Genomic DNA, 20,951 nt, shown 5'->3' on the forward strand with positions numbered 1-20,951 from the left:
ACCGCGGGCAGATGAAATCACAGAGAAGCGTCGCCGAACCCATGGCATCAATACCGGTGGCGCCCCTGACGACCCGGTAGATCGACAGGCACTCCACCGACTGACGTATCGAGGGCGATCCGCGAGGCGGTCCATCACTGATTCACGAAAGCCAAATAAAGGCAACATGATCGCTCATGAGCCAGGCGTGAATGTTTGCCGCTCCAGCCTGATCGATTCTGCTCGATTGCGAGCGAAGATGATCGGGCTGGAGCGCCGGAACATGCCCCGTCCTGGGTGGCCGTCTACGGCGGCCTCAAAAGCTCGGACGCCCCACTACCCGGCGTCGGCCTCCATCGTCCGCACCAGGCTGGTGGGCCGCATATCGGTCCACCCAGCCTCGATCGCGTCCAGACACTCCTGACGCGATCCTTCCGGGCCGGCCACACTCCAGCCGCCCGGGATTTCGATGTGCGCCGGCCACAGCGAGTACTGCCCCTCGCCATTCACCAGCGTCACGAACCGCCCCGACTCGTCATCGAAAGGATTGGTCACGACCGTCCCCCCACTTGTTCTCGCACTTTCCACGGCATGTTCATCAGCCTTTTTCGGGCGCACCGCACATCGATGTCCGCAGCGACCCACCGAACCGTCCACCCCGCCACGGTGCGATATCTCGACCACGCGGGGCGAAGATTCGTTACGCCTCGGGATACCGACGTCACACCGATGACCGAGCGGGACTCCCCCTACTTGACTCGCTCACGCCAATCACAATAGAGGACTTTCGACGGCCGACGACGCAAATTCAGCCCATTGCCCGCGATTACCCAAAGGGCCTACAACGACCGAGACGCCCACGGGGCATATGCCAGTCGGGTCACAACAGAAACATTCAGCCATCCCATGTCCCTATTGGGCGAGTATCGCCGAATACGACCCGTTCAATTCTGGATAGCCGGTGGCGTACGCCCGCTGACGTTCTGACACACCGAGATCACACCGCGCTCCCGTACGCCGGGTACGCGCCCCGCCTGCGCCCCGTCCCGCCCAGCCAAGGAGAGGCAAAGGGGTGTCCGTCGCACGGCGGGAGACCGGCCGCGCCAAACGCGTCGGTGCGCCGCGTCTCCGGAGAGCCAACGCCTGCGGGAGTGCTGAGGACACGGCCCCCAGCGGGCCGCCCCGATCCCCGCCGGTCAGCCTCCGGACCGTTGACGTCATCGCCGAACCGGCCCCGATCCGCCGATGCGCGGCATCCCGCCGGTCCACGCCCCGCTGTGGCGCCCCGACCGCAGGGACTGCCGAGGCCAGGGCGCAGCCGATCTCGGCGTTTCGGCGGCCGCCACGCGCCTGACGACTTGTCTTCGAGTCCACTCGAAGGTGTTGTCTGGCGGGAGATGTTGTCCGAGCGGATGACGGGTTTCTGGAGGAGCACACCATGACGCAGAAGATCTGGTTCATCACCGGTGCCTCGCGCGGCTTCGGCAGGGAGTGGGCCGTCGCCGCACTCGAACGCGGCGATTCGGTGGCCGCGACCGCGCGCGACCTCTCCACTCTGGGTGACCTTCGCGAGAAGTACGGAGAACGGCTGCTGCCTCTGCGTCTCGACGTGACGGACCGTGAAGCGGGCTTCGCCGCCGTGCAGCAGGCACACGAACGGTTCGGGCGTCTCGACGTGGTCGTCAACAACGCCGGCTACGGCCACTTCGGCCTGGTCGAGGAGCTCACCGAAGCCGAGGCGCGCGCGCAACTGGACACCAACCTGTTCGGCGCCCTGTGGATCACCCAGGCCGCGCTGCCGCTGCTGCGCGAGCAGGGCAGCGGCCATATTCTCCAGGTCTCTTCCATCGGAGGCATCAGCGCCTTCCCGCTGGTCGGGATCTACCACGCGTCGAAGTGGGCGCTCGAAGGCATCAGCCAGGCACTGGCCCAGGAAGTGGCGCCGTTCGGCATCAAGGTCACGCTGATCGAGCCCGGAGGCTTCGCCACCGACTGGGCGGGTTCGTCGTCGAGCACGTCCGACCCGTTGCCCGCGTACGCCGACTTCCACAAGGAGGTGCAGGAGCAGCGCCGCAAGCGTGTCGGAACACCCGGCGACCCGGCCGCGTCCGCAGCCGCCGTGCTGGAGATCGTCGACGCCGACGAGCCGCCGCTGCGCTGCTTCTTCGGCTCGGCGCCGCTGGGCATCGCCAAGGCCGACTACGAGCAGCGACTCGCCGTCTGGGAGAAGTGGCAGCCCGTAGCAGAGCTGGCGCAGGGCTGAGCCGGGGCCTGTCCGCCGGACAGGCCCCAGGTGTATTGATCACGAGCGTTGTTGAACGGGGTTGATCAAAGGCGAAGACCTCCGGTGTGGTGGAGGTGTCCAGGCTCCACACCACACACGGAGGTCTTCGTGTGTCACCGTGATGCCCGGCTGACGGTCCTCGGGAGGCTTCTGCTGGTCGAAGGTGTCACGTCCGGCCGTCGTCCGGTAGGCCATGTCGCAGCCGAGATGGGCATCACGACGCAGTGTCCGAGCCGGCATGGACACTGACCGCGACCTGGCAGTTCGCCCGCTTCCCGAGAGCCCCGCAGTACTGGCGGGCCAGTGCGGCCGAGGACCGGCCGCACTGGGGGAACGACACATCGTCGATCCCCCACACCTGCGGCCCGATCGCCTCGGTCAGCCGCCGGGCGATCCGTCACCGCGCCGGCAACGGATCCCACCGCGACTGGTTCACGAACTGCTGCAGGGCCTGCACGTTCCCATCCGGTAACCGCTCGGCCATCGGCTGGACCGACTTCCGACGGCTGTCCAGCCGGCTCGCGTGGCCCGTCAGGTCGCCGGAACGGGCTCCCGCTCCGCCACCGCGGCGTCCGCGCCCGCGCCCGCTTCCAGCGGGTCCCTGGCGCGCCGCTTCGCGAGCACCGCGCACACCATGAGCTGCATCTGGTGGAAGAGCATCAGCGGCAGCACGGCGAGGCTCGCCTGCGCGCCGAACAGGACGCTGGCCATGGGCAGCCCCGAGGCCAGGCTCTTCTTCGAGCCGGCGAACTGGATGGCGATGCGGTCCTCCCGCCCGAAGCCGAGCCGCTTCGCCCCGTACCAGCTCAGCGCGAGCATCAGGGCGAGGAGCACGGCCTCGGCGCCGAGCAGCGCCCCGAGCCTGGCCGGGGTGACCTGGTGCCAGATGCCGGCGACCATGCCCTCGCTGAAGGCGGTGTAGACGACGAGCAGGATCGAGCCCCGGTCGACATAGCCGAGGACCTTCTTGTGCCGGGCGATGAAGCCGCCGATCCAGCGGCGCAGCAGTTGTCCCGCGACGAACGGCAGCAGCAGCTGGACGCCGATCTTCAGCAGGGCGTCCCCGGAGAAGCCGCCGCCGCTGTTGCCGAGCAGCGCGCCCGCGAGCAGCGGGGTGACGAAGATGCCCGCTATCGAGGAGAAGGAGCCGGCGCAGATCGCGGCGGGGACGTTGCCCCGGGCGATCGAGGTGAAGGCGATCGACGACTGGATCGTCGAGGGGACCAGGCAGAGGAACAGGAAGCCGCTCTGGAGCTGGGGCGTCAGTATGTACGGAACCAGTCCCCTGCTCGCCAGCCCCAGCACCGGGAACGCGAGGAACGTGCAGGCCAGGACGGTGAGGTGGAGTCGCCAGTGCCTGACCCCGTCGAGCGCCTCGGCGGTGGACAGGCGTGCGCCGTAGAGGAAGAAGAGGAAGGCCACCGCCCCGGTCGAGGCCCCGCCCGCGAGATCGGCCGCCCTTCCGGAGGCCGGCAGCAGCGCCGCGAGTACGACGGTGCCGATCAACGCCAGGATGTACGGGTCGATCGGCAGCCAGGACGGCAACTGCGGCGTGCGGCGGCTCATGTGCTCCACGTGTTCTCTCGTTCAGGGTCGTGCCCTTTCCATCCTGCTCCTGATCATCGACATCGGGAATCCCGTATACCGCTCTGACTGTGATCACGGTTCGCGATAACGTGTCGGCATGTACGACCCCGCGCAGTTGCGCACCTTTCTCGCCGTCGCGCAGACACTGAGCTTCACCCGGGCCGCCCGCCGGCTCGGGGTGCGCCAGTCCACGGTGAGCCAGCACGTGCGGCGGCTGGAGGAGGCCGCCGGGCGGCAGCTGTTCACCCGGGACACCCACCGGGTCGACCTCACCGTGGACGGTGAGGCGATGCTGGGTTTCGCCCGGACGATCCTGGAGGCCCACGAACGGGCGTCGGCGTTCTTCACCGGCACCCGGCTGCGCGGGCGGCTGCGGTTCGGGGCCTCGGAGGACTTCGTGCTGACCCGGCTGCCGGAGATCCTCCAGTCCTTCCGCCGCGACCATCCGGAGGTCGAGCTGGAGCTGACCGTGGAGCTGTCGGGCATCCTGCACCGGCAGCTGGCGGCGGGCCGGCTCGACCTGGTGCTGGCCAAGCGGCGGACCGGTGACACGCACGGGGAGCTGGTCTGGCAGGACGCGCTGATCTGGATCGGTGCGCCGGGTCTGCGGCTCGACCCGGACCGGCCGGTGCCGCTGGTCCTCTTCCCGCCGCCGGGCATCACCCGGGCCCGCGCCCTGGAGGTGCTGGAGAGCCAGGGCCGGTCCTGGCGGGTGGCGTGCACCAGTGGCAGCCTCAGCGGGCTGATCGCGGCCACCCACGCGGGGCTCGGCGTGATGGCGCACAGCCGGGGCCTGGTTCCGCCCGGCCTGGTCCCACTGCCGGCCAGGGCGGGGCTGCCGGAGCTCGGCGAGGTGGATTTCGTCCTGCTGCACGGCCGCCGCCACGACAATGCGCAGCAGGCGGCGGACGCGCTCGCGGCGGCGATCCTGGCGGGCGGCGACCGTCTGATCCGCCGGCCCGGGATTGAGGGGCCGTCCTGAGGGGGACAATCAACGGCATGCGGCGGTCTCCGCCGGGGCGGCCCAACCCGGTCAGGTCCGGCAGCTGCGGACCAACCCCCCGTATCCGCACGGAACGGCAGTGATCGCGGCGTACAGATTCGGTGGAGATTCCCGCGCGAGCCACTTACTCCTTGGTCGGAAGCGCGCCCGAGCCTTGCCCATCTGGCCGGATTTCAGCCCCTGACCAGTGCAGACGCCACGTTTCACGGGCCGCTTCGGACTCTCCCGCGGCGGCGCCCTGTGGGGTAGCGTCACGGCGCTGTGCGGAGCGCCACAAGGAGCAGGTCATTGCGCGAGTTCACTGTCCCACCCATGGCGGCCGCGCCCCACGTGGGCGGGCTCGCTGATGTGGTTTTCGACTATGCCGAGGAGGATCCGCACCGGATCGCCCTCGGCCGCAAGGACGCGTCCGGACGCTGGCTCGATATCACCTCCGCGACGTTCCGCGACGAGGTGCTCGCGCTGGCCAAGGGGCTGATCGCGCACGGCGTGCGGTTCGGTGACCGGGTCGCCCTGATGTCGCGCACCCGCTACGAGTGGACGCTCTTCGACTTCGCCCTGTGGGCGGTCGGCGCGCAGTCCGTTCCGGTCTATCCGACGTCCTCGGCCGAGCAGGTCCTGTGGATGCTCCACGACGCCGAGGTGTCCGCGGTGATGGTCGAGCACGAGGACCACGCGATGACGATCGCCTCGGTGATCGACCAGCTGCCCCAGCTGAAACGGCTGTGGCAGCTGGACACCGACGCGGTGTCCGAGCTGGTGGCCGCGGGCGCCCACGTCGAGGACGAGGTGGTGCACCGCCACCGGCGTGCGGTGACGCCCGACTCGGTGGCGACCGTCATCTACACGTCGGGCACGACGGGGCGGCCCAAGGGCTGTGTGATCACGCACGCCAACTTCATGTTCGAGACGGACACGATGGCCTCCCGCTGGGAGTCGGTCTTCCACTCCCGGCCGGGCGACGAGGCCGCGACCCTGCTGTTCCTGCCGCTGGCGCACGTCTTCGGGCGGATGGTGGAGGTCACGGCGATCCGGGGCCGGGTGAAGCTGGGACACCAGCCGGAGCTGTCGGCGAAGGCGCTGATGCCCGATCTGGTGACGTTTCGCCCCACGTTCATCCTGGCGGTGCCGTACATCTTCGAGAAGGTCTTCAACGGGGCCCGCCGCAAGGCGGAGACCGAGGGCCGGGTGGGCCCCTTCGACAAGGCCGTGGACATCGCCGTGAAGTACGCGGAGGCGATGGAGGCACGGGCCTTCGGGACCGGTCCCGGCCCGTCCGCCGGACTGCGGATGCAGCACCAGTTCTTCGACAAGGTCGTGTACAAGAAGGTGCGCGAGGCGATGGGCGGCCGGATCCGGCACGCCATGTCCGGCGGCTCGGGGATGGAGCGGCGGCTCGGCCTGTTCTTCGCGGGCGCCGGTGTCACGGTGTACGAGGGGTACGGGCTGACCGAGACGACCGCCGCGGCCACCGCCAATCCGCCGGAGCGCACCCGGTACGGCACGGTCGGGCAGCCGATCCCCGGGACCACGGTGCACATCGCCGCCGACGGCGAGATCTGGGTGTACGGCAGCAATGTGTTCTCCGGGTACCTCGGCGACCCGAAGTCCACCGACGCGGTGCTGAACGACGGCTGGCTGGCCACCGGCGACCTGGGCGCGCTGGACGAGGACGGCTATCTGACGATCACCGGGCGCAAGAAGGAGATCCTGGTGACGTCCGGCGGCAAGAGCGTCTCACCGGCCGGCCTGGAGGAGCGGGTGCGGGCGCATCCGCTGGTGGCGCAGTGCATCGTGGTCGGCAACGACCGGCCGTACATCGCGGCCCTGGTCACCGTGGACCAGGAGTCCGTGGAGCACTGGCTCTCGATACAGGGGCGCCAGCGGCTCTCACCGGGCGAGCTGGTGCGGGACCCGGATCTGGAGATGGAGGTCCGGCGGGCGGTGGTCGCCGCGAACACGGCCGTGTCGCAGGCCGAGTCGATCCGGACGTTCCGGATCCTGGCGCACCAGTTCACCGAGGAGCACGGGCTGCTGACACCGTCGCTCAAGCTGAAGCGCAAGGCGATCGAGGCGGCGTACGCGGCCGAGGTCGACGCCCTGTACCGCTGAGCCGGCGAGGGACCGTACCGCTCGGCCGGGAAGAATCGGCCGGAACGGGAATGTGCGGACCGTCTTGATCGTTGAAGGTTCGAGTCCCACCTCCCAACGTAAGGATCGACCGCTCGTGAGCCACGTCCCCGCCCTCACCCTCAACAACGGCGTCGAGATGCCCCAGCTCGGTTTCGGAGTCTGGCAGGTGCCGGACGACGAGGCCGCGAAGGCGGTCGCCACAGCCATCGAGTCCGGGTACCGCAGCATCGACACCGCCGCCGTCTACCGGAACGAGGGAGGCACCGGCAGGGCCATCGCCGCCTCCGGTGTCGCCCGCGACGAGCTGTTCGTGACCACAAAGCTCTGGAACAGCGAGCAGGGCTACGACTCGACGCTGCGTGCGTTCGACGCCTCGCTGGACAAGCTCGGTCTGGACTACGTCGACCTGTACCTGATCCACTGGCCGGTCCCCGCCAAGGACGCGTACGTGGACACCTACCGCGCGTTCGAGAAGATCTACGCGGACGGCCGCGCACGGGCGATCGGCGTGTCGAACTTCCTCCCCGAGCACCTGGAGCGGCTGCTCGGCGAGACCTCCGTCGTGCCCGCGCTCAACCAGATCGAGCTGCACCCGCAGCTCCAGCAGGCCGAGTCCCGCGCGCTGCACGCCAAGCACGGCATCGTGACCGAGGCCTGGTCGCCGCTGGGTTCGGGCAAGGGCCTCCTGGAGGTCCCGACGGTTGTCGCGGTCGCACGGAAGCACGGCCGCACCCCCGCCCAGGCGGTGCTCCGCTGGCACCTCCAGACCGGTCACGTGGTGATCCCGAAGTCCGTGACCCCGTCGCGGATCGCGGAGAACATCGATGTGTTCGGCTTCGAGCTGGACGAGGACGACCTGGCCGCGTTCGCGGCGCTCGACGAGGGCAAGCGGCTGGGCTCGCACCCGGCCGAGTTCAACCTCGGCGCCTGAGCCGTGGCGTACCGCCGCTGACCGGCACAGCCTGAATCCGCCGCCCGGCTGCCGGGCGGCGGATTGCCGCTGTCCAGGCTCTCGCGGCCGCGCTCAGGTCTTGCGGTAGTCCTGAGACCTTGCGGTAGCACTCAGGCCCTGCGGCCGCGCTCAGGCCCTGCGGTCGTGCTCAGGCCTTGCGGCCGAGATGGAACGTCCGGGCCATCAGCAGGAAGGTGTCGGTGCGCCGGTGCAGTCCGGCCGGGTCCTCGGGGTCGGTCAGCCGGTCGAGCACCGCACTGTCCTCGGCGCCCAGCCGCTCGCCCAGGCTCTCGCGGCGGCGGGTGAAGTTGTCGATGACGTGGTCACGTGCCACGTCGGTGAGCGGCGCGGGCAGGTCGAGCAGGAAGCTCCGGGTGCCCTGCGGGTCGAGGCCGACCGCGCTGAACAGGGCGGCCCAGTTCTCGGTCTCCCGCTTGGTACCGGGCAGGTCCGCCCGCATCTGCTCGAAGGTCTCGGCCTGGAGCACGTCGAGCCGCTCCTCCAGACCGGGCCGCCCGAAGCCGATGTCGCGCGGGAGATGGCGCGGCTGCAGTCCGCCCTCGACGAGCGCGACGGTGCCGCCTGGACGCAGCAGCCCGGCGAACCCGGCCAGTGCGGCGCGCTGATCGCCCATGTGGTGCAGCGCGTTGCCCACCCAGATCAGATCCGCTTCACCGGCGCGGTCCAGCTCGCCGGGCAGGTCGGCGAGCAGGGTGGTGACCCGGTCACCGAGCCCGAGCCGCTGCGCACGGGCGCCGGTGCGCTCCAGCAGGGCCGGGGTGCCGTCCACGGCGACCACCTCGGCCTCCGGGAACACCTCGGCGAGCAGACAGGCCACGACGCCCGGTCCGCTGCCGATGTCCAGGACCCGGCGGACCTTGGGGGCGTCGGGCTGACCGGCGATCCAGCGGGCCGCCTCCGTGTAGTGAGCGGAGCTGAGTTCGGCGTTCTTCTCCAGCAGCGGACCGATGGCGTCCCAGTCGAGACCGGAGCCGTGATGGTGGGCATGGCCGCTTTCGTGCCGGTGTCCGCCGTGACCGCCGTGGCCGCCTTCGCGCCCGTGGCCGTCGCCGTGGCTGCTGTCGTGGTGAGGACCGTGACCGGTGTCGTTGCTCATGGGAACAGCCTCACCACGGATCAGGCCACAGGCAAACTTTGTTGCCGGTCCGGCAAGCCGCGGCCGTTGCGGTAGTCCTGCGGGCCGACCCCGCGGACCCGCTTGAAGGCGGTGCTGAAGGCGAACGCCTGGCTGTAGCCGACCTTCCGGGCCACCGCCTCGACCGTCGCGTCCGTCTCCCGCAGCAGATCCGCCGCGACGGCGAGCCGCCAGCCCGTCAGGTACGCCATCGGGGGCTCCCCCACCAGCTCGGTGAACCGCCGGGCGAGCCCGGCCCGGGAGACCCCGGTCCGCTCGGCCAGGGCGGCGACCGTCCACGGCTGGGCCGGCTCGTTCTGCAGCAGCCGCAGAGCGCGGCCGACGACCGGGTCACCCATCGCCCGGTACCAGGCGGGGGCCTCGGCACCCGGCCGGGAGAACCAGGTGCGCAGCGCGTCGATCAGCAGCAGGTCGAGCAGCCGGTCCAGCACCACGCTCTGCCCCGGCTCGTCCCTGGCGATCTCACTGTCGAGCAGCGTCAGCAGGAGGCCGCCCGGACCGTCACCGGGCAGGACGAGCAGGGCGGGCAGCGCGTCCAGGAGCCGCCTGCTGATCTCGCCGTCCAGCAGATAGGTGCCGATGAGCATGGTCGCCGCGCCGTCCGGGGCATTGCCCCAGGTGCGTACGCCCAGGCGCATGGACTGGGAGAGCGGCTCGCCGTGCAGCGTGGTGCAGGTGCCGCCCGGACCGATCCGGGCCCGGGGCTCGGTGCCGGGCAGATCCGCGACGGTGTACGGCTCCGGGCCGCGCGCAATGGCCAGGTCACCGGGGCGCAGCAGTACGGGTTCGGCGCCTGCGGCGGGCACGATCCAGGCTTCGCCCCCGGTCATCGACATCAGGCAGAGCGGGGCCCGGTCCTCGATCCGTACGGACCACGGAGGTTCCATCACCATCCGCAGCAGAAAGGCCCCTCTGGCCCTCGGCCCGTCCAGGAGTCCGGCAAGTGCGTCCATGGGCAGCAGCGTAGACGTCCGCGTAGGGAGCTGAGCGGCTGAGGCATGGCAGGGGCGGGGCCGCGCGGAGAGCCTTGGGGCATGACAAACGACATGGCGGAACAGCAGCAGGAGACCCGCACGGCCGGCCCGGTCCTGGTGACGAGCGGGACGGGCAAGACGGGCCGCCGGGTGGTGGAGCGGCTCGCCGCGCGAGGGGTGCCGGTGCGGGCCGGGTCGCGCACCGGTGAGGTGGTCTTCGACTGGGCGGACGAGTCGGGCTGGGAGGAGGCGTTGCGGGGTGCGGAGGCGGCGTACATCGCGTACTACCCCGATCTTGCGGCGCCCGGTGCGCCGGAGGCGATGACGGCCTTCGGGCGGATCGCGCGGAGCTGCGGGGTGCGGCGGCTCGTGCTGCTGTCGGGGCGGGGCGAGCCGCAGGCGGTGGTCGCGGAGGAGGCGCTGCGGTCGGCGGCCGGAGGGATCGGACTCACCGTGGTGCGCTCGGCGTTCTTCGCGCAGAACTTCAGCGAGGGCGCGCTGCTCGACGGGGTGCTGGGCGGCGAGCTGGTGTTCCCGGCCGGCTCCACCGCCGAGCCGTTCGTGGATGCCGGGGACCTCGCCGACGTGGTGGTCGCGGCGCTGTGCGGGGAGGGCGTCGCGGGCCAGGTGCACGAGCTGACGGGGCCCCGGCTGCTGACCTTCGCCGAGGCGGCCGCCGAGATCTCCCGGGCGACCGGGCGCGAGGTGCGGTACGCCGCTGTGACGGGGCCTCAGTATGCGGCGATGCTGGTGGAGTTCGGGGTTCCGCAGGCCGAAGCGGACTTTCTGGCCGAGCTGTTCGCCATGCTGCTGGACGGGCACAACGCCACGGTCACGGAGGGCGTCAAGCGGGCCCTGGACCGTGACGCGTCATCGTTCACCGCCTTCGCAGCCGAGGCCGCGCGGAACGGGGCCTGGGACGCGTAGCGCGGGGCGTCGCGGTGCCAGTGGGTTCCCCGGCCTCACGCGCCGGCCGGGCCCGGCCGGCGGCGGAACGCCAGCAGCCGGTACTCCGGTTCGGCGCGGCGCCGGTCCTGGCCGGGCAGCGCGGACAGGGCCTCGGCGAGCCGGCCGGCCGCCGTCCCGGGGAGTTCCAGGCGCGAGGCGTAGTAGCCGCGGCGCACCGCGCGTGCCGCGCTCACCGGCGTCCGGCCCTGCCCGTGCCCGCGGAAGCCGGCACTCCCCACCAGGTCGAGGCCGCACTCGGCCCCGTACCCGGTCACACGGTCGGCGGCGTCGGACGGGGTGGCCGCCAGGTACGGGGCGAACGCGGCGTCGATGTCACTGGCCACGTCGTGCGAGGCGTCCTTGTCGACGGTGGTGACGAACACGCCCCCGGGCCGCAGCACTCGGGCCGCCTGCGCCACCACGGCCCGGACGTCACCGTTCCCGCGCAGCAGGTGCAGCAGCCAGACGGCCGCCACCGCGTCGACGGCCGCGTCCCGCACGGGCAGCCGGCGCGCATCGGCGAGTGCCACACCGCCGATGCGCTGCTTCGCGACGCGGGCCATGCCGAGGGCAGGACGTCCCGGACACCCGAAGACCGGGACGTCCTGCCGCGATGCGCTCGGTGACCAGTCCGGTCCCGCAGCCGATGTCGAGCAGTGGCCGGGCGCCGGAGGGGATCAGACCGAGCACCGCGGTGGCGGCCGCCTCCGCCCGGGGCACGCCACCGCGCGTGGAGTCGTAGACGGCCGCCTCGTCGTTGTAGTCCAGCATCCGAGTGACTGTAGGACACCTCAACGGCCGTGCGGGGCAGAGCTGCTGCTGCCCGCACCGGTCGGCCGGCGGTCCTTGCGCGCGCATCTCCCGCGCCCTACTATCCCGAACATGTTCAGTGAACGCGTTCAGTCACGCGTGGCGCAGCGGGAGGCGACCCGGCTCAGGGTGTTGTCCTCGGCCGAACGGCTCTTCCGCGAGCAGGGGTTCGGCTCCAGCACCATCCGCCAGATCGCCACCGACGCCGGAGTGAGCACCGGCACCGTCATGTCGGTCGGCGACAAGGACGCGCTGCTCGTCGCCATCTTCGACACCTGGATCGCCGCCGTGCACCACGGCCGGGAGGCCGAGCAGGGGCGTGGCGGGGTGACACCGCTGTCCCCCGGCGCGGCGGCCGAGGCGGTCCTGGATCTCGTCGAACCCTTCATCAGCTACTTCGCACTCGACCTCGAACTGTCCCGGGAATACGCCGCGGTCATCGTCCGGGGCACCCACGAGTCCGAGATCTTCCAGACCCTCGCCGGGGCCCTGATCGCCGAACTCGAAGCCCTCCTGTCCCGCACATCGCTCACCGCGACCGGGGCCGCAGGCGGCGCACGCACCCTCTACTTCGCCTACCTGGGCATCCTCATGACCGTGGGCTACGGCGCTCTCGACCAGCGGGGCGCTGTCGCCCAGTTCCGGGAAGTCATCCATTTCGTCGTCGACCGCGAAGGAACCCAACGATGATCAGCACCCCCGACCCCTGGTGGCCGACCGCACTGCTCGCCCTGGCGCTCCTCTCCGACGCGATCATGTCGGTGCGTCCCCCGGTGTTCATCCAGCAGTGCCTGGACGGAGTCCGCTTCCCGCGCGACTGGTGGTGGGTCCTGGTGGTCGTCAAGTTCCTGGCCGCAGCGGGGCTCGCCGCCGGTCTGCGGTACGAGGGGGTCGCCGTGACGACCAACGTCGCGGTGATCGCCTACTTCCTGTGCGCCGCCTACGCCCACTACCGGGCACGCTTCTTCAAGCGGATGTTCTGGCTGAACTGCCTGGGGATGCTCGCGCTGTCGACAGCCGTCCTGTTCCTGTCCCACCTGTCCACGCTCTGACCGGGCCTGCCCACCGCTGGGTCCTGGGGCGTTGAAACCATGGTGAAACCGCATTGAATGCGCCGGGCCGCAGTCTCTGCGGCATGACCACAACGACTTCTCGCTCCCTGGCCATCGAGGCCAGGGGGCTGTGCAAGGCCTACGGGGACAGGACGGTCCTCGACGGCATCGATCTGGCGGTGCCGGCCGGCACGGTCTTCTCACTGCTCGGCCCGAACGGCGCCGGCAAGACCACCGCCGTCAAGATCCTCTCCACGCTCGTCCGGCCCGGTCCCGGCTCCGGCGGCATCCGGGTCGGCGGCCACGACCTGGCCGCCGACCCGCAGGCCGTACGGGGCGCGATCGGCGTCACCGGGCAGTTCTCCGCCGTCGACGGCCTGATCACCGGCGAGGAGAACATGCTCCTCATGGCCGATCTGCACCACCTCCCCCGCCGCGAGGGCCGCGCCACCGCCGCCGAACTGCTGGAACGGCTCGACCTGACGGAGTCGGCGGGGAAGCCCGCCGCCACCTATTCCGGCGGTATGAGGCGCCGTCTCGACATCGCGATGACCCTGGTCGGAAACCCCCGGATCATCTTCCTCGACGAGCCGACCACCGGTCTCGACCCGCGCAGCCGTCACACCATGTGGGGCATCGTCCGCCGGCTCGTCTCCGGTGGCGTCACCGTCTTCCTCACCACCCAGTACCTGGACGAGGCCGACGAACTCGCCGACCGCATCGCGGTACTGAGCGGCGGAAGGATCGTCGCCGAGGGGAGCGCCGAGGAGCTGAAGCGCCTCGTCCCCGGCGGGCACGTACGGCTGCGGTTCACCGACCCGTCCACGTACCGGAGCGCCGCCGTCGCCCTTCGCGAGGGCGCCCGGGACGACGGGGCGCTGTCGCTGCGGATCCCCAGCGACGGCAGCCAGCGCGAACTGCGCTCCGTGCTGGACCGGCTGGACGCCACCGGTGTCGAGGCCGACGAACTGACCGTGCACACCCCCGACCTCGACGATGTGTTCTTCGCCCTGACCAGCGGCACGGCCGTGCCGGACCAGCAGCACCGGGAGACCGTCCGATGAGCACCCTCTCCCTCGCCGCACAGGACTCGGGCACCATGCTGCGCCGCAACCTGCTGCACGCCAGGCGCTACCCGTCCCTCACGCTGAACCTGCTGCTCATGCCGATCGTCCTGCTGCTGCTCTTCGTCTACGTCTTCGGCGACGTGATGAGCGCGGGCATCGGCGGCGACGCCGATCGCTCCGCCTACATCGCCTATCTCGTCCCGGGCATCCTGCTGATGACCATCGGCTCCACTCCGGCGGGAACCGCGGTGTCCGTCTCCATGGACATGACGGAGGGCATCATCGCCCGCTTCCGCACGATGGCGATCCACCGGGGGGCGGTGCTCATCGGCCACGTCGTCGGGAGCGTGCTCCAGTCGGTCATCAGCGTGGTCCTGGTCGGCGCCGTCGCCGTGGCCATCGGCTTCCGCTCCACGGACGCCACGGCCCTCGAGTGGCTGGCGGCGTTCGGGCTGCTCGTGCTGGTCGCCACGGCGTTCACCTGGATCGCGGTCGGAATCGGAATGGCCGCCCCGAACCCCGAGGCGGCGAGCAACAACGCGCTGCCGATGGTCATCCTCCCGCTCATCTCCAGCGCGTTCGTCCCGGTCGACGCGATGCCGGGCTGGTTCCGGCCGATCGCCGAGTACCAGCCGTTCACCCCGGCCATCGAGACACTTCGCGGTCTGCTGCTCGGCAGCGGGATCGGTCACAACGGGTGGCTCGCCGTCACCTGGTGCGCGGCCCTGGCCGTGCTCGGCTACTGGTGGTCGACCTCGTTGTTCGGCCGCGACCCGAAGTAGCTTTCCCGGTCACGGTCCTGGGCTGCGCCGGGGCCTGTCGCGGGCGCAGCGGTGAGCGTCCGGACCGCCTCCCGCAGCCCGTCCCGCCCCAGGGCGGCGTACCGCGCCACGGCGTCAGCGTACGCCGCCCCGTCGGCGTCCTCGGCCGCCTGCCGGGCGCGGGCCCGCGACATCGTCGGCTGGAACTCCCGCAGCGCACCGAGCCGTTCGGCCAGCGCGATCATGCCTGCGGCCGAGGCGTCGCCGGACGCGAGCCCCGCCGAACCGAGCGCGTGCAGCACCGTCCCGGCCACGGGAAGCTCCATGGGCGGTCCGGCGGCCGGCGTCCGCAGGAGCCGCCGCAGCCGGTCCACCACCTCCGCGACGGACCGGAGGTGGCCGGCGTGTGCGTGAGCCGTCACCGCAACCGACTGGATCTCCAGCGCCCACGGGTCGGCCCACGGGTCGCCGCCGTACATCGGGCCGGCCCCGGGCAGCCGGTCCACGGCCTCGCGCCACAGCCCGAGCCCGGCCTCCGTCAGCCCTCGGGCGAGCGCGATCTCGGCGCGCACGCCGAGGTCGGGGCTGTAGAAGGGGTCCTGCTGCGGCGTGCCGTCACCCTCCGCCTCCCGCAGCCAGTGCTCGGCCTCGTCGGGGTCGCCGCGCTGCAGGCAGGCGAGGGCCAGGCCGCTGCGGATGCCGATGTAGTCGTGTTCGTCGCCGAGCCGGGGCAGTGCCTCCAGCGCGGTCCTCAGATAGCCGTACGCCACGTCGCCCCGCCCTGTCTTCAGGCACAGCTCGCTCACCCGGGACAGGCTCATGACCTGCATGGCCGGGTTGTCGACCGGTCCCAGTGCGGCGATCATCCGGCGTGCCGAGGCGAGCGCCCGGTCGATCTCGTGCTCGTACTCCCAGACGTAGGTGGCGGTGCACTCCGCCACGCCGGCGACGAGCGGCTGCTCGCTCCCGCAGAGCTCGCGCAGCACGTCGTAGCCGGGGGGCAGTATCGCGGGGAGCGCGCTCAGTACGGTCGCGGCGGCCCGCAGCAGCGTGTCCGGTCGGGCCGGCGGCAGCCTCCGGAGGGTGACGAGCTGGCGCACGGCGCGCGGGCCCTGGCACATCAGCACGGTCGCGGTGCACAACACCGCGGCGGAGCGGGCGACTTCGACGTAGTCGGGCCCCGGCCGGTAGTGCGAGAGCGGTGGGCCGGTGTCCGCCGCGAGGGCGGTGAGGCGGGGAAGGTTGGAATCGGTGAACCACAGGGCGGCCAGCACGGCGGTGAGAGCGGCGGTGGAGGGGCCGTCGGTACGGGCCAGGGCCTGCCGCAGGGCCGACACGAGGTTGTCCTGCTCGGCCTTGGTCCGCTCCCAGGCGGCCGGCCGGTCCGGGCCGCAGAGCACCTCGTGGTGCGCGACCCCGAAGTCCCGCGCCCAGACGAGGAACCGGCCGGCGGCCTCCTCGTCCTCGCCCGCCTCCGCCCGCCGGGCCGCGCTGAACTCCCGTACGGTCTCCAGCATCCGGAACCGCACACCGGCCGGGGTGTCCGTGACGGTGATCAGCGACTGGCCGGCCAGCTGCTCGACGAGGAGCAGCGCGTCCTCACCGATGACCTGCTCCGCCGCATCGCCGGAGAAGCCGCCCGGGAAGACGGACAGGGTGCGCAGCGCGGCCTGGGCGTCCCGCGTGAGCAGGTTCCAGCTCCACTCCACGACCGCGTGCAGTGTGCGGTGGCGCTCCGGCACGCCCCGTACCCCGCCGCGCAGCAGCGCGAACCGGTCACCGAGGCGGCGGGCGATCTCCGGCACCGAGAGCACCCGTACCCGGGCCGCCGCCAGCTCCACGGCCAGCGGCAGCCCGTCGAGGTGGCGGCACAGCCCTGCCACGGAGTCCGGCGGCAGCCGCACGCCGGGGCGGGTGGCTCGGGCCCGCTGGGTGAACAGCTCGACGGAGGTGTCGAGACCCAGCTCCGGCAGCGGGTACACCGCCTCCGACGACAGGCCGAGCGGGGCGCGTCCGGTGGCGAGCACCCGAAGGTCCGCAGAGGACGCGACCAAAGCCTGTACGAGGCCGGCGGCGCCCCGGACGACCTGCTCGCAGTTGTCCAGGACGAGCAGCGCGGACCCGGGGCCGAGCACACCGAGGATCCCGGCCACCGGGTCGGCCGGGACATGGCCGGCCAGGGCGCCGGGCCGTCCCTCGCCCACGCCGAGCGCGGAGGCCACCTCCGCCGCCACGTCCGCGTCCGCGGTGACACCGGCGAGCGGCACGAAGTACACCACGCGCTGCTCGGCCCGCCGGCTGACGGCGTGCGCGAGCCGGGTCTTGCCGAGGCCGCCGGGGCCGACGACGGTGACGGCGCGGGATGCGCGCAGCAGCCGTTCCACCGCCGCGATGTCCTCGTGGCGGCCCAGGAGCGGGTTCGGCTCGTGCGGCACGCCGTGCCTGACGACCGGCGGCTCGCCGCACAGCAGCTCGTGCTGGAGGGCCCGGAGCCCGGTGCCCGGATCGGTGCCGAGCCCGTCGCGCAGCTCGCGGCGGTACGCCTCGTACCGGTTCAGCGCGGCGGACGGGCCCGCCGTCGCCGCCTCGCCGCGCAGCAGTTCGGCCAGCACCTCCTCGTCGTGCGGACGGTCGGACGCGGCCTCGGCCAGCGGCCCGGCCGCCTCCGCGTACCGCCCGAGGCGGGCGAGCGCGAGGGCCCGCGCGCGTACGAGGGCGCGGCGGACGGGAGCGCGCTCGGCGCGCAGCGCGGCCACCGGGCCGGCCGCGCCGCCGGCCCCGTCGCCCGCGCCCTCCCAGAGCCGGAGCCCGGCCTCGGCCTCCGCCAGCGATCCAGTGTGGTCGCCGGCCCTGGCCCGGTCCGCGCTCGCACCGGCGCGCAGCAGGAGGACGGAGCTGTCGACACGGTCCTCGTCGAGCGCGAGCCGGTACCCGTTCGGCGTGGCCACCAGGACGCCGGCGTCCAGCTGCGCCCGCGCCCTGGACACCAGGACCTGCACCGCTTTTCCCGGCCGCTGCGGCAGCTCGTCCGGCCACAGCCCCGCCACGAGCCGCTCGGTGCTGCAGCCGGTGCGCAGGTCGCCGGCGAGCAGCGCGAGCAGACCGCGGAGCCGGGGTGCGGTGATCTCCTGCCCGCGATAGGCGACACGCGGCAGCAGGGTCAGATCGGTGGTCACCCGTGCAGATTAGCCAAGCCCCGGCCACCGGAGCCCGCCCCGCCGCTCCGCACGATTGCCAGCAGCCCACGGGGGCCATAACTTTCGCTTATGGAGCTGGAGTTGCGCCATCTGCGTACGGTACGTGCCATCGCCGACACCGGAAGTCTCACCAAGGCGGCCGCCGCGCTCGGGCTCGCGCAGCCCGCGTTGAGCGCGCAGTTGCGGCGGATCGAGAAGGCGCTCGGGGGCCCGCTGTTCGACCGGGACCACACGGGTGCGCGGCCGACGCCCCTGGGTGAGCTGGTGCTCGAACGGGCCCGGGTGGTGCTGCCCGCCGTCAGCGGACTCCAGGCGGAGGCTGTTCGGTTCGCCAATGCGCGCGGGGCCATGGAGCGGTTCCGGCTGGGCGGCACGCACGGCCCGTTGCTCGGCGGACTCGTCGACCGGCTGGCCGAGGCGCACCCGGCCGCGCCGGTGTCCACGTACACCAGCTGGTCGGTGGCCGAGATCTCGGCCCAGCTGATCGACGGACGGCTCGACTTCGCACTCATCGGCGCCTGCGGTGAGAGCCCGCCGCCGGACGCGGACCGGCTGACGTGGCAGGTCGTCGGGATCGATCCGGTCTTCGTGATGCTGCCGGAGGACCATCCGCTGGCCGGGGAGCCCGAGCTGGAGCTGTCCGCGCTGGCGGACGAGTGCTGGGCCGACGTGCCGGGCGACGGCTGCTTCGCGGACTGCTTCGTGGCGGCCTGCGCGGGGGCGGGCTTCAGCCCGGTGTCGGTGTACGAGACGGACACCGTGTCGGTGGTGCACCTGGTGCGGGTGGGGCGCGCCGTCGGGCTGTGCCGGGCAACGTTCCCGCCGACGCCCGGCGTGGTGACCCGTCCGATCACCGGCTCGCCGCTGAGCTGGCGCCATCTGCTGGGCTGGCATCCGCGCTCGGCGGCCGCGTCGGCGGCGGCCCCGGCGGTAAGCGGACACACCCGGGCGTCGTACGCCGAGGCGGTGGAGCGCAGCGAGAGCTGCGCGCGCTGGCTGGCCGCGCATCCCCGCTTCGGCGCGACGTCCTGACGGCGCGGGCTGATCCACCAGGGATTATGGGACAGCCCTCAGCGCGCCCCGTGGCCCGGGGCGACGGCCGCGACCCTGGCGGCGAGCGTCAGGTCCTTCTCGGTGACCTTTCCGCCCGCGTCGTGGGAGTTCACCGAGAGCGCGACGGTGTCGTACCCGAGCGTCAGATCGGAGTGGTGGTTCAGCTCGTCCTGGATCTGGGCGACGTGGACGGTGAGCCCGGCGGCGGCGAAGTGCGACGGGAGCCGGTAGGTGCGGGTGATCCGGTCCCCCTCCAGCGTCCAGCCGGGCAGTTCGCCCAGCCGGTTCTCGATCTCGTTCCGCGGCAGCGGTTCGGCAGGCATGCGGTTGCTCCCTCACTCGTGGTCGGTGCCGGTCGGCGGTGCCGGTGACGTTACGGTCTCGCCATGACAACTGTCGCGCTTGACACGGGGGTAGGGCCGCTGCTGCGCAGCTGGCGGGAGCGGAGCCGGATCAGCCAGTTGGAGCTCGCGCTGCGGGCAGACTCCTCGGCCCGGCACATCTCCTTCATCGAGACGGGCCGGGCCCGCCCCAGCGAGGAGATGGTCCTGCGGCTGGCGGAGCACCTGAACGTGCCCGTCCGGGAACGCAACGCGCTTCTGGTGGTGGCCGGTTACGCGCCCCGCTACACGGAGACCGCGCTCGACGACCCGGCGATGGGCGCGCTGCGCGAGGGGATGGACCGGCTGGTCCAGGGGTACGACCCGTATCCGGCGCTCGTCGTGGACGGCATGTACGACGTGGTGGCCGCCAATCAGGGGATCGCCCGGCTGACCGCGGGCGTGGCGGAGCACCTGCTCGCCCCGCCGCTGAACGCGATGCGGCTCACGCTGCACCCGGAGGGGCTGGCCCCTCGGATCCGCAACCTGCGCGAGTGGCGGACCGATCTGCTGGCGCAGATGGAGCGTCAGATCGCCCTGGTCCGTTCGGCGGAGCTGCGTGCGCTGTACGAGGAGGTCGCGGGCTATCCGGTGGCGCCGAGGCCGGACGGTCAGGAGTGGGACGAGCCCTCGTCGTCGGTGCCGTTCGCGCTGCCGCTGCTGATCGAGCAGGACGGCCGGCTGCTCTCGTTCGTCGCGTCCATCGCCACGTTCAACACACCGATGGACGTGACGGTCTCGGAGCTGGCCATCGAGACGTTCCTGCCCGCCGACGCCGAGACCGCGGCGTACCTGCGCTCGCTCGATTCCTGACGGTGCTGCGCCGGGCCCGTCCCGGCGGTCACTTCTTGACGACGGGCCTGCTCCACGGGCCGTCGTCGCGCGCCAGGACCCGCGCGGCCAGGCACACCACCGCGAGGATCGCCACGGCCAGGACCAGCGGCAGGACCGGGTGCCCGTGCAGTACGGCCACCGCTCCGACCAGGGCACCGGCCAGCATGGCGGCGGCCGAGAGGATCCGGCGGCCGGCCCGGCTGCCGCCGCCCCCGGCGAGCCGCCCGTCGGAGGCGATGCCGGTGATGGTCAGCGTGAGCACGGTGGTGGTGAGGTCGGGTACGGCGAGCGCCCGCGAGACGGCGTTCTGCACGCCGAGGCCCAGGGCGAGCAGCACGATGAGGGCGAACCGTACGCCGCCGTCGTACGGGCTGCCCGAGGCCAGCGTGACGACCAGGGCGGCCAGTACGCACAGGGTCTCGACGCACAGCGCGTGCAGCAGCATGCGGCCGCGGTGGGCGTGGGAGTGGTGGACGAGCAGACCGCCGGCCAGTGCCCCGGCCGCGAAGGCGGCGAGCGCGACGAGCGAGGCGGCCAGCGAGAAGCCCGGGGCGCCGGCGAAGGCGAAGCCGGAGAAGACCACGTTGCCGGTCATGTTCGCAACGAAGACCCGGCCCAGTTGCAGATAACTGACGGCGTCGACCAGTCCGGTGACGACGGTCAGGGCAAGCATCAGCGGCGGCAGCGGCCCGTGCCGGTCGTTCATGTCAGGTACGAGGGTGGTCCATGCCTCACGCAGCACGACGGGCACGGGCTCGCTCCGATCAGTGGGTGGTCGATC

18 protein-coding genes and 3 pseudogenes are annotated in these 20,951 nt (G+C 72.0%); 12 read left to right on the plus strand and 9 right to left on the minus strand.

Annotated features, from left to right (window positions below):
- Nucleotides 1–315: 315 nt before the first annotated feature.
- Nucleotides 316–534 carry an MbtH family protein gene (locus EDD93_RS36855; protein WP_123530917.1) on the minus strand — a complete coding sequence of 73 codons (219 nt, stop codon included), beginning with the start codon at nucleotides 532–534 and terminating at the stop codon, nucleotides 316–318.
- An 883-nt stretch (nucleotides 535–1,417) separates the two neighbouring features.
- Between EDD93_RS36855 and EDD93_RS36860 the strand changes: the two genes are divergently transcribed.
- Complete coding sequence (locus EDD93_RS36860) at nucleotides 1,418–2,242, plus strand: SDR family oxidoreductase (protein ID WP_123530919.1); 825 nt, start codon at nucleotides 1,418–1,420, stop codon at nucleotides 2,240–2,242.
- A gap of 129 nt (nucleotides 2,243–2,371) precedes the next feature.
- Nucleotides 2,372–2,482, plus strand: a pseudogene (locus EDD93_RS36865) (IS481 family transposase); the annotation flags it as partial.
- Here EDD93_RS36865 and EDD93_RS40885 read toward each other — a convergent pair.
- Nucleotides 2,481–2,798: pseudogene (locus tag EDD93_RS40885) on the minus strand (transposase); the annotation flags it as partial. The pseudogenes EDD93_RS36865 and EDD93_RS40885 sit on opposite strands and share 2 nt — an antisense overlap.
- A complete protein-coding gene (locus EDD93_RS36875) occupies nucleotides 2,795–3,829 on the minus strand; it encodes a bile acid:sodium symporter family protein (RefSeq protein WP_123531652.1) in 1,035 nt (344 codons plus the stop codon). The pseudogene EDD93_RS40885 and the gene EDD93_RS36875, both read right to left, overlap by 4 nt.
- A gap of 118 nt (nucleotides 3,830–3,947) precedes the next feature.
- On the opposite strand from EDD93_RS36875, the gene EDD93_RS36880 reads away from it, so the two are divergent.
- The 3 genes from EDD93_RS36880 to EDD93_RS36890 all read left to right on the plus strand — a co-directional run bounded on the left by EDD93_RS36880 (nucleotide 3,948) and on the right by EDD93_RS36890 (nucleotide 7,917).
- Entirely contained in the window at nucleotides 3,948–4,832 is an 885-nt protein-coding gene (locus EDD93_RS36880) for a LysR substrate-binding domain-containing protein (protein WP_123530920.1), read from the plus strand.
- Nucleotides 4,833–5,165: 333 nt separating this feature from the next.
- Nucleotides 5,166–6,965 carry a long-chain fatty acid--CoA ligase gene (locus EDD93_RS36885; protein WP_123530922.1) on the plus strand — a complete coding sequence of 600 codons (1,800 nt, stop codon included), beginning with the start codon at nucleotides 5,166–5,168 and terminating at the stop codon, nucleotides 6,963–6,965.
- A gap of 115 nt (nucleotides 6,966–7,080) precedes the next feature.
- Complete coding sequence (locus EDD93_RS36890; RefSeq protein WP_123530924.1) at nucleotides 7,081–7,917, plus strand: aldo/keto reductase; 837 nt, start codon at nucleotides 7,081–7,083, stop codon at nucleotides 7,915–7,917.
- A 169-nt stretch (nucleotides 7,918–8,086) separates the two neighbouring features.
- On the opposite strand, the gene EDD93_RS36895 is transcribed toward EDD93_RS36890, so the two are convergent.
- Together EDD93_RS36895 and EDD93_RS36900 are read right to left on the minus strand one after the other, a co-directional pair.
- Nucleotides 8,087–9,055, minus strand: a complete 969-nt coding sequence (locus EDD93_RS36895; RefSeq protein ID WP_123530926.1) for a trans-aconitate 2-methyltransferase — start codon at nucleotides 9,053–9,055, stop codon at nucleotides 8,087–8,089.
- A 20-nt stretch (nucleotides 9,056–9,075) separates the two neighbouring features.
- Entirely contained in the window at nucleotides 9,076–10,047 is a 972-nt protein-coding gene (locus tag EDD93_RS36900; RefSeq protein ID WP_123530928.1) for an AraC family transcriptional regulator, read from the minus strand.
- An 81-nt stretch (nucleotides 10,048–10,128) separates the two neighbouring features.
- Here EDD93_RS36900 and EDD93_RS36905 point away from each other — a divergent pair, with 81 nt between their 5' ends.
- Entirely contained in the window at nucleotides 10,129–10,995 is an 867-nt protein-coding gene (locus tag EDD93_RS36905; RefSeq protein ID WP_123530930.1) for an NmrA family transcriptional regulator, read from the plus strand.
- Between the two features lie 35 nt (nucleotides 10,996–11,030).
- On the opposite strand, the pseudogene EDD93_RS36910 reads toward EDD93_RS36905, so the two are convergent.
- Nucleotides 11,031–11,787 (minus strand): annotated as a pseudogene (locus EDD93_RS36910) (methyltransferase domain-containing protein).
- Between the two features lie 111 nt (nucleotides 11,788–11,898).
- On the opposite strand from EDD93_RS36910, the gene EDD93_RS36915 reads away from it, so the two are divergent.
- The 4 genes from EDD93_RS36915 to EDD93_RS36930 all read left to right on the plus strand — a co-directional run bounded on the left by EDD93_RS36915 (nucleotide 11,899) and on the right by EDD93_RS36930 (nucleotide 14,727).
- Nucleotides 11,899–12,516, plus strand: coding sequence for a TetR/AcrR family transcriptional regulator (locus tag EDD93_RS36915; protein ID WP_123530932.1), 618 nt, complete (start codon nucleotides 11,899–11,901; stop codon nucleotides 12,514–12,516).
- A complete protein-coding gene (locus EDD93_RS36920; protein ID WP_123530934.1) occupies nucleotides 12,513–12,878 on the plus strand; it encodes a DoxX family protein in 366 nt (121 codons plus the stop codon). Before EDD93_RS36915 ends, EDD93_RS36920 begins: the two co-directional genes overlap by 4 nt.
- Before the next feature lie 83 nt (nucleotides 12,879–12,961).
- Entirely contained in the window at nucleotides 12,962–13,942 is a 981-nt protein-coding gene (locus EDD93_RS36925; protein WP_123530936.1) for an ATP-binding cassette domain-containing protein, read from the plus strand.
- Entirely contained in the window at nucleotides 13,939–14,727 is a 789-nt protein-coding gene (locus tag EDD93_RS36930) for an ABC transporter permease (protein WP_123530938.1), read from the plus strand. The genes EDD93_RS36925 and EDD93_RS36930 overlap by 4 nt, the downstream gene beginning before the upstream one ends.
- Here the strand turns inward: EDD93_RS36930 and EDD93_RS36935 are convergent.
- The gene (locus EDD93_RS36935) at nucleotides 14,685–17,882 is read right to left on the minus strand and encodes a BTAD domain-containing putative transcriptional regulator (protein ID WP_123530941.1); all 3,198 of its coding nucleotides are present in this window, start codon (nucleotides 17,880–17,882) and stop codon (nucleotides 14,685–14,687) included. The two genes, EDD93_RS36930 and EDD93_RS36935, sit on opposite strands and share 43 nt — an antisense overlap.
- 90 nt (nucleotides 17,883–17,972) lie before the next feature.
- On the opposite strand from EDD93_RS36935, the gene EDD93_RS36940 reads away from it, so the two are divergent.
- A complete protein-coding gene (locus EDD93_RS36940; RefSeq protein WP_123530942.1) occupies nucleotides 17,973–18,935 on the plus strand; it encodes a LysR family transcriptional regulator in 963 nt (320 codons plus the stop codon).
- A gap of 38 nt (nucleotides 18,936–18,973) precedes the next feature.
- On the opposite strand, the gene EDD93_RS36945 is transcribed toward EDD93_RS36940, so the two are convergent.
- Nucleotides 18,974–19,279, minus strand: a complete 306-nt coding sequence (locus tag EDD93_RS36945) for a 4a-hydroxytetrahydrobiopterin dehydratase (RefSeq protein ID WP_123530944.1) — start codon at nucleotides 19,277–19,279, stop codon at nucleotides 18,974–18,976.
- 63 nt (nucleotides 19,280–19,342) lie between these two features.
- Here EDD93_RS36945 and EDD93_RS36950 point away from each other — a divergent pair, with 63 nt between their 5' ends.
- Entirely contained in the window at nucleotides 19,343–20,149 is an 807-nt protein-coding gene (locus EDD93_RS36950) for a helix-turn-helix domain-containing protein (RefSeq protein ID WP_123530946.1), read from the plus strand.
- Between the two features lie 28 nt (nucleotides 20,150–20,177).
- On the opposite strand, the gene EDD93_RS36955 is transcribed toward EDD93_RS36950, so the two are convergent.
- Nucleotides 20,178–20,921, minus strand: a complete 744-nt coding sequence (locus tag EDD93_RS36955) for a YoaK family protein (RefSeq protein WP_123530948.1) — start codon at nucleotides 20,919–20,921, stop codon at nucleotides 20,178–20,180.
- Between the last annotated feature and the right edge of the window lie 30 nt (nucleotides 20,922–20,951).

It is taken from the genome of Streptomyces sp. 840.1 (genome assembly GCF_003751445.1).
Taxonomy (GTDB): Bacteria; Actinomycetota; Actinomycetes; order Streptomycetales; family Streptomycetaceae; genus Streptomyces.

Coding starts and splice junctions, on each gene's coding strand:
- EDD93_RS36920 (WP_123530934.1), top strand. CDS start 12,513: ATGATCAGCACCCCCGACCCCTGGTGGCCGACCGCACTGCTCGCCCTG.
- EDD93_RS36900 (WP_123530928.1), bottom strand. CDS start 10,047: ATGGACGCACTTGCCGGACTCCTGGACGGGCCGAGGGCCAGAGGGGCC.
- EDD93_RS36875 (WP_123531652.1), bottom strand. CDS start 3,829: ATGAGCCGCCGCACGCCGCAGTTGCCGTCCTGGCTGCCGATCGACCCG.
- EDD93_RS36905 (WP_123530930.1), top strand. CDS start 10,129: ATGACAAACGACATGGCGGAACAGCAGCAGGAGACCCGCACGGCCGGC.
- EDD93_RS36895 (WP_123530926.1), bottom strand. CDS start 9,055: ATGAGCAACGACACCGGTCACGGTCCTCACCACGACAGCAGCCACGGC.
- EDD93_RS36885 (WP_123530922.1), top strand. CDS start 5,166: ATGGCGGCCGCGCCCCACGTGGGCGGGCTCGCTGATGTGGTTTTCGAC.
- EDD93_RS36950 (WP_123530946.1), top strand. CDS start 19,343: ATGACAACTGTCGCGCTTGACACGGGGGTAGGGCCGCTGCTGCGCAGC.
- EDD93_RS36880 (WP_123530920.1), top strand. CDS start 3,948: ATGTACGACCCCGCGCAGTTGCGCACCTTTCTCGCCGTCGCGCAGACA.
- EDD93_RS36940 (WP_123530942.1), top strand. CDS start 17,973: ATGGAGCTGGAGTTGCGCCATCTGCGTACGGTACGTGCCATCGCCGAC.
- EDD93_RS36945 (WP_123530944.1), bottom strand. CDS start 19,279: ATGCCTGCCGAACCGCTGCCGCGGAACGAGATCGAGAACCGGCTGGGC.
- EDD93_RS36860 (WP_123530919.1), top strand. CDS start 1,418: ATGACGCAGAAGATCTGGTTCATCACCGGTGCCTCGCGCGGCTTCGGC.
- EDD93_RS36915 (WP_123530932.1), top strand. CDS start 11,899: ATGTTCAGTGAACGCGTTCAGTCACGCGTGGCGCAGCGGGAGGCGACC.
- EDD93_RS36925 (WP_123530936.1), top strand. CDS start 12,962: ATGACCACAACGACTTCTCGCTCCCTGGCCATCGAGGCCAGGGGGCTG.
- EDD93_RS36930 (WP_123530938.1), top strand. CDS start 13,939: ATGAGCACCCTCTCCCTCGCCGCACAGGACTCGGGCACCATGCTGCGC.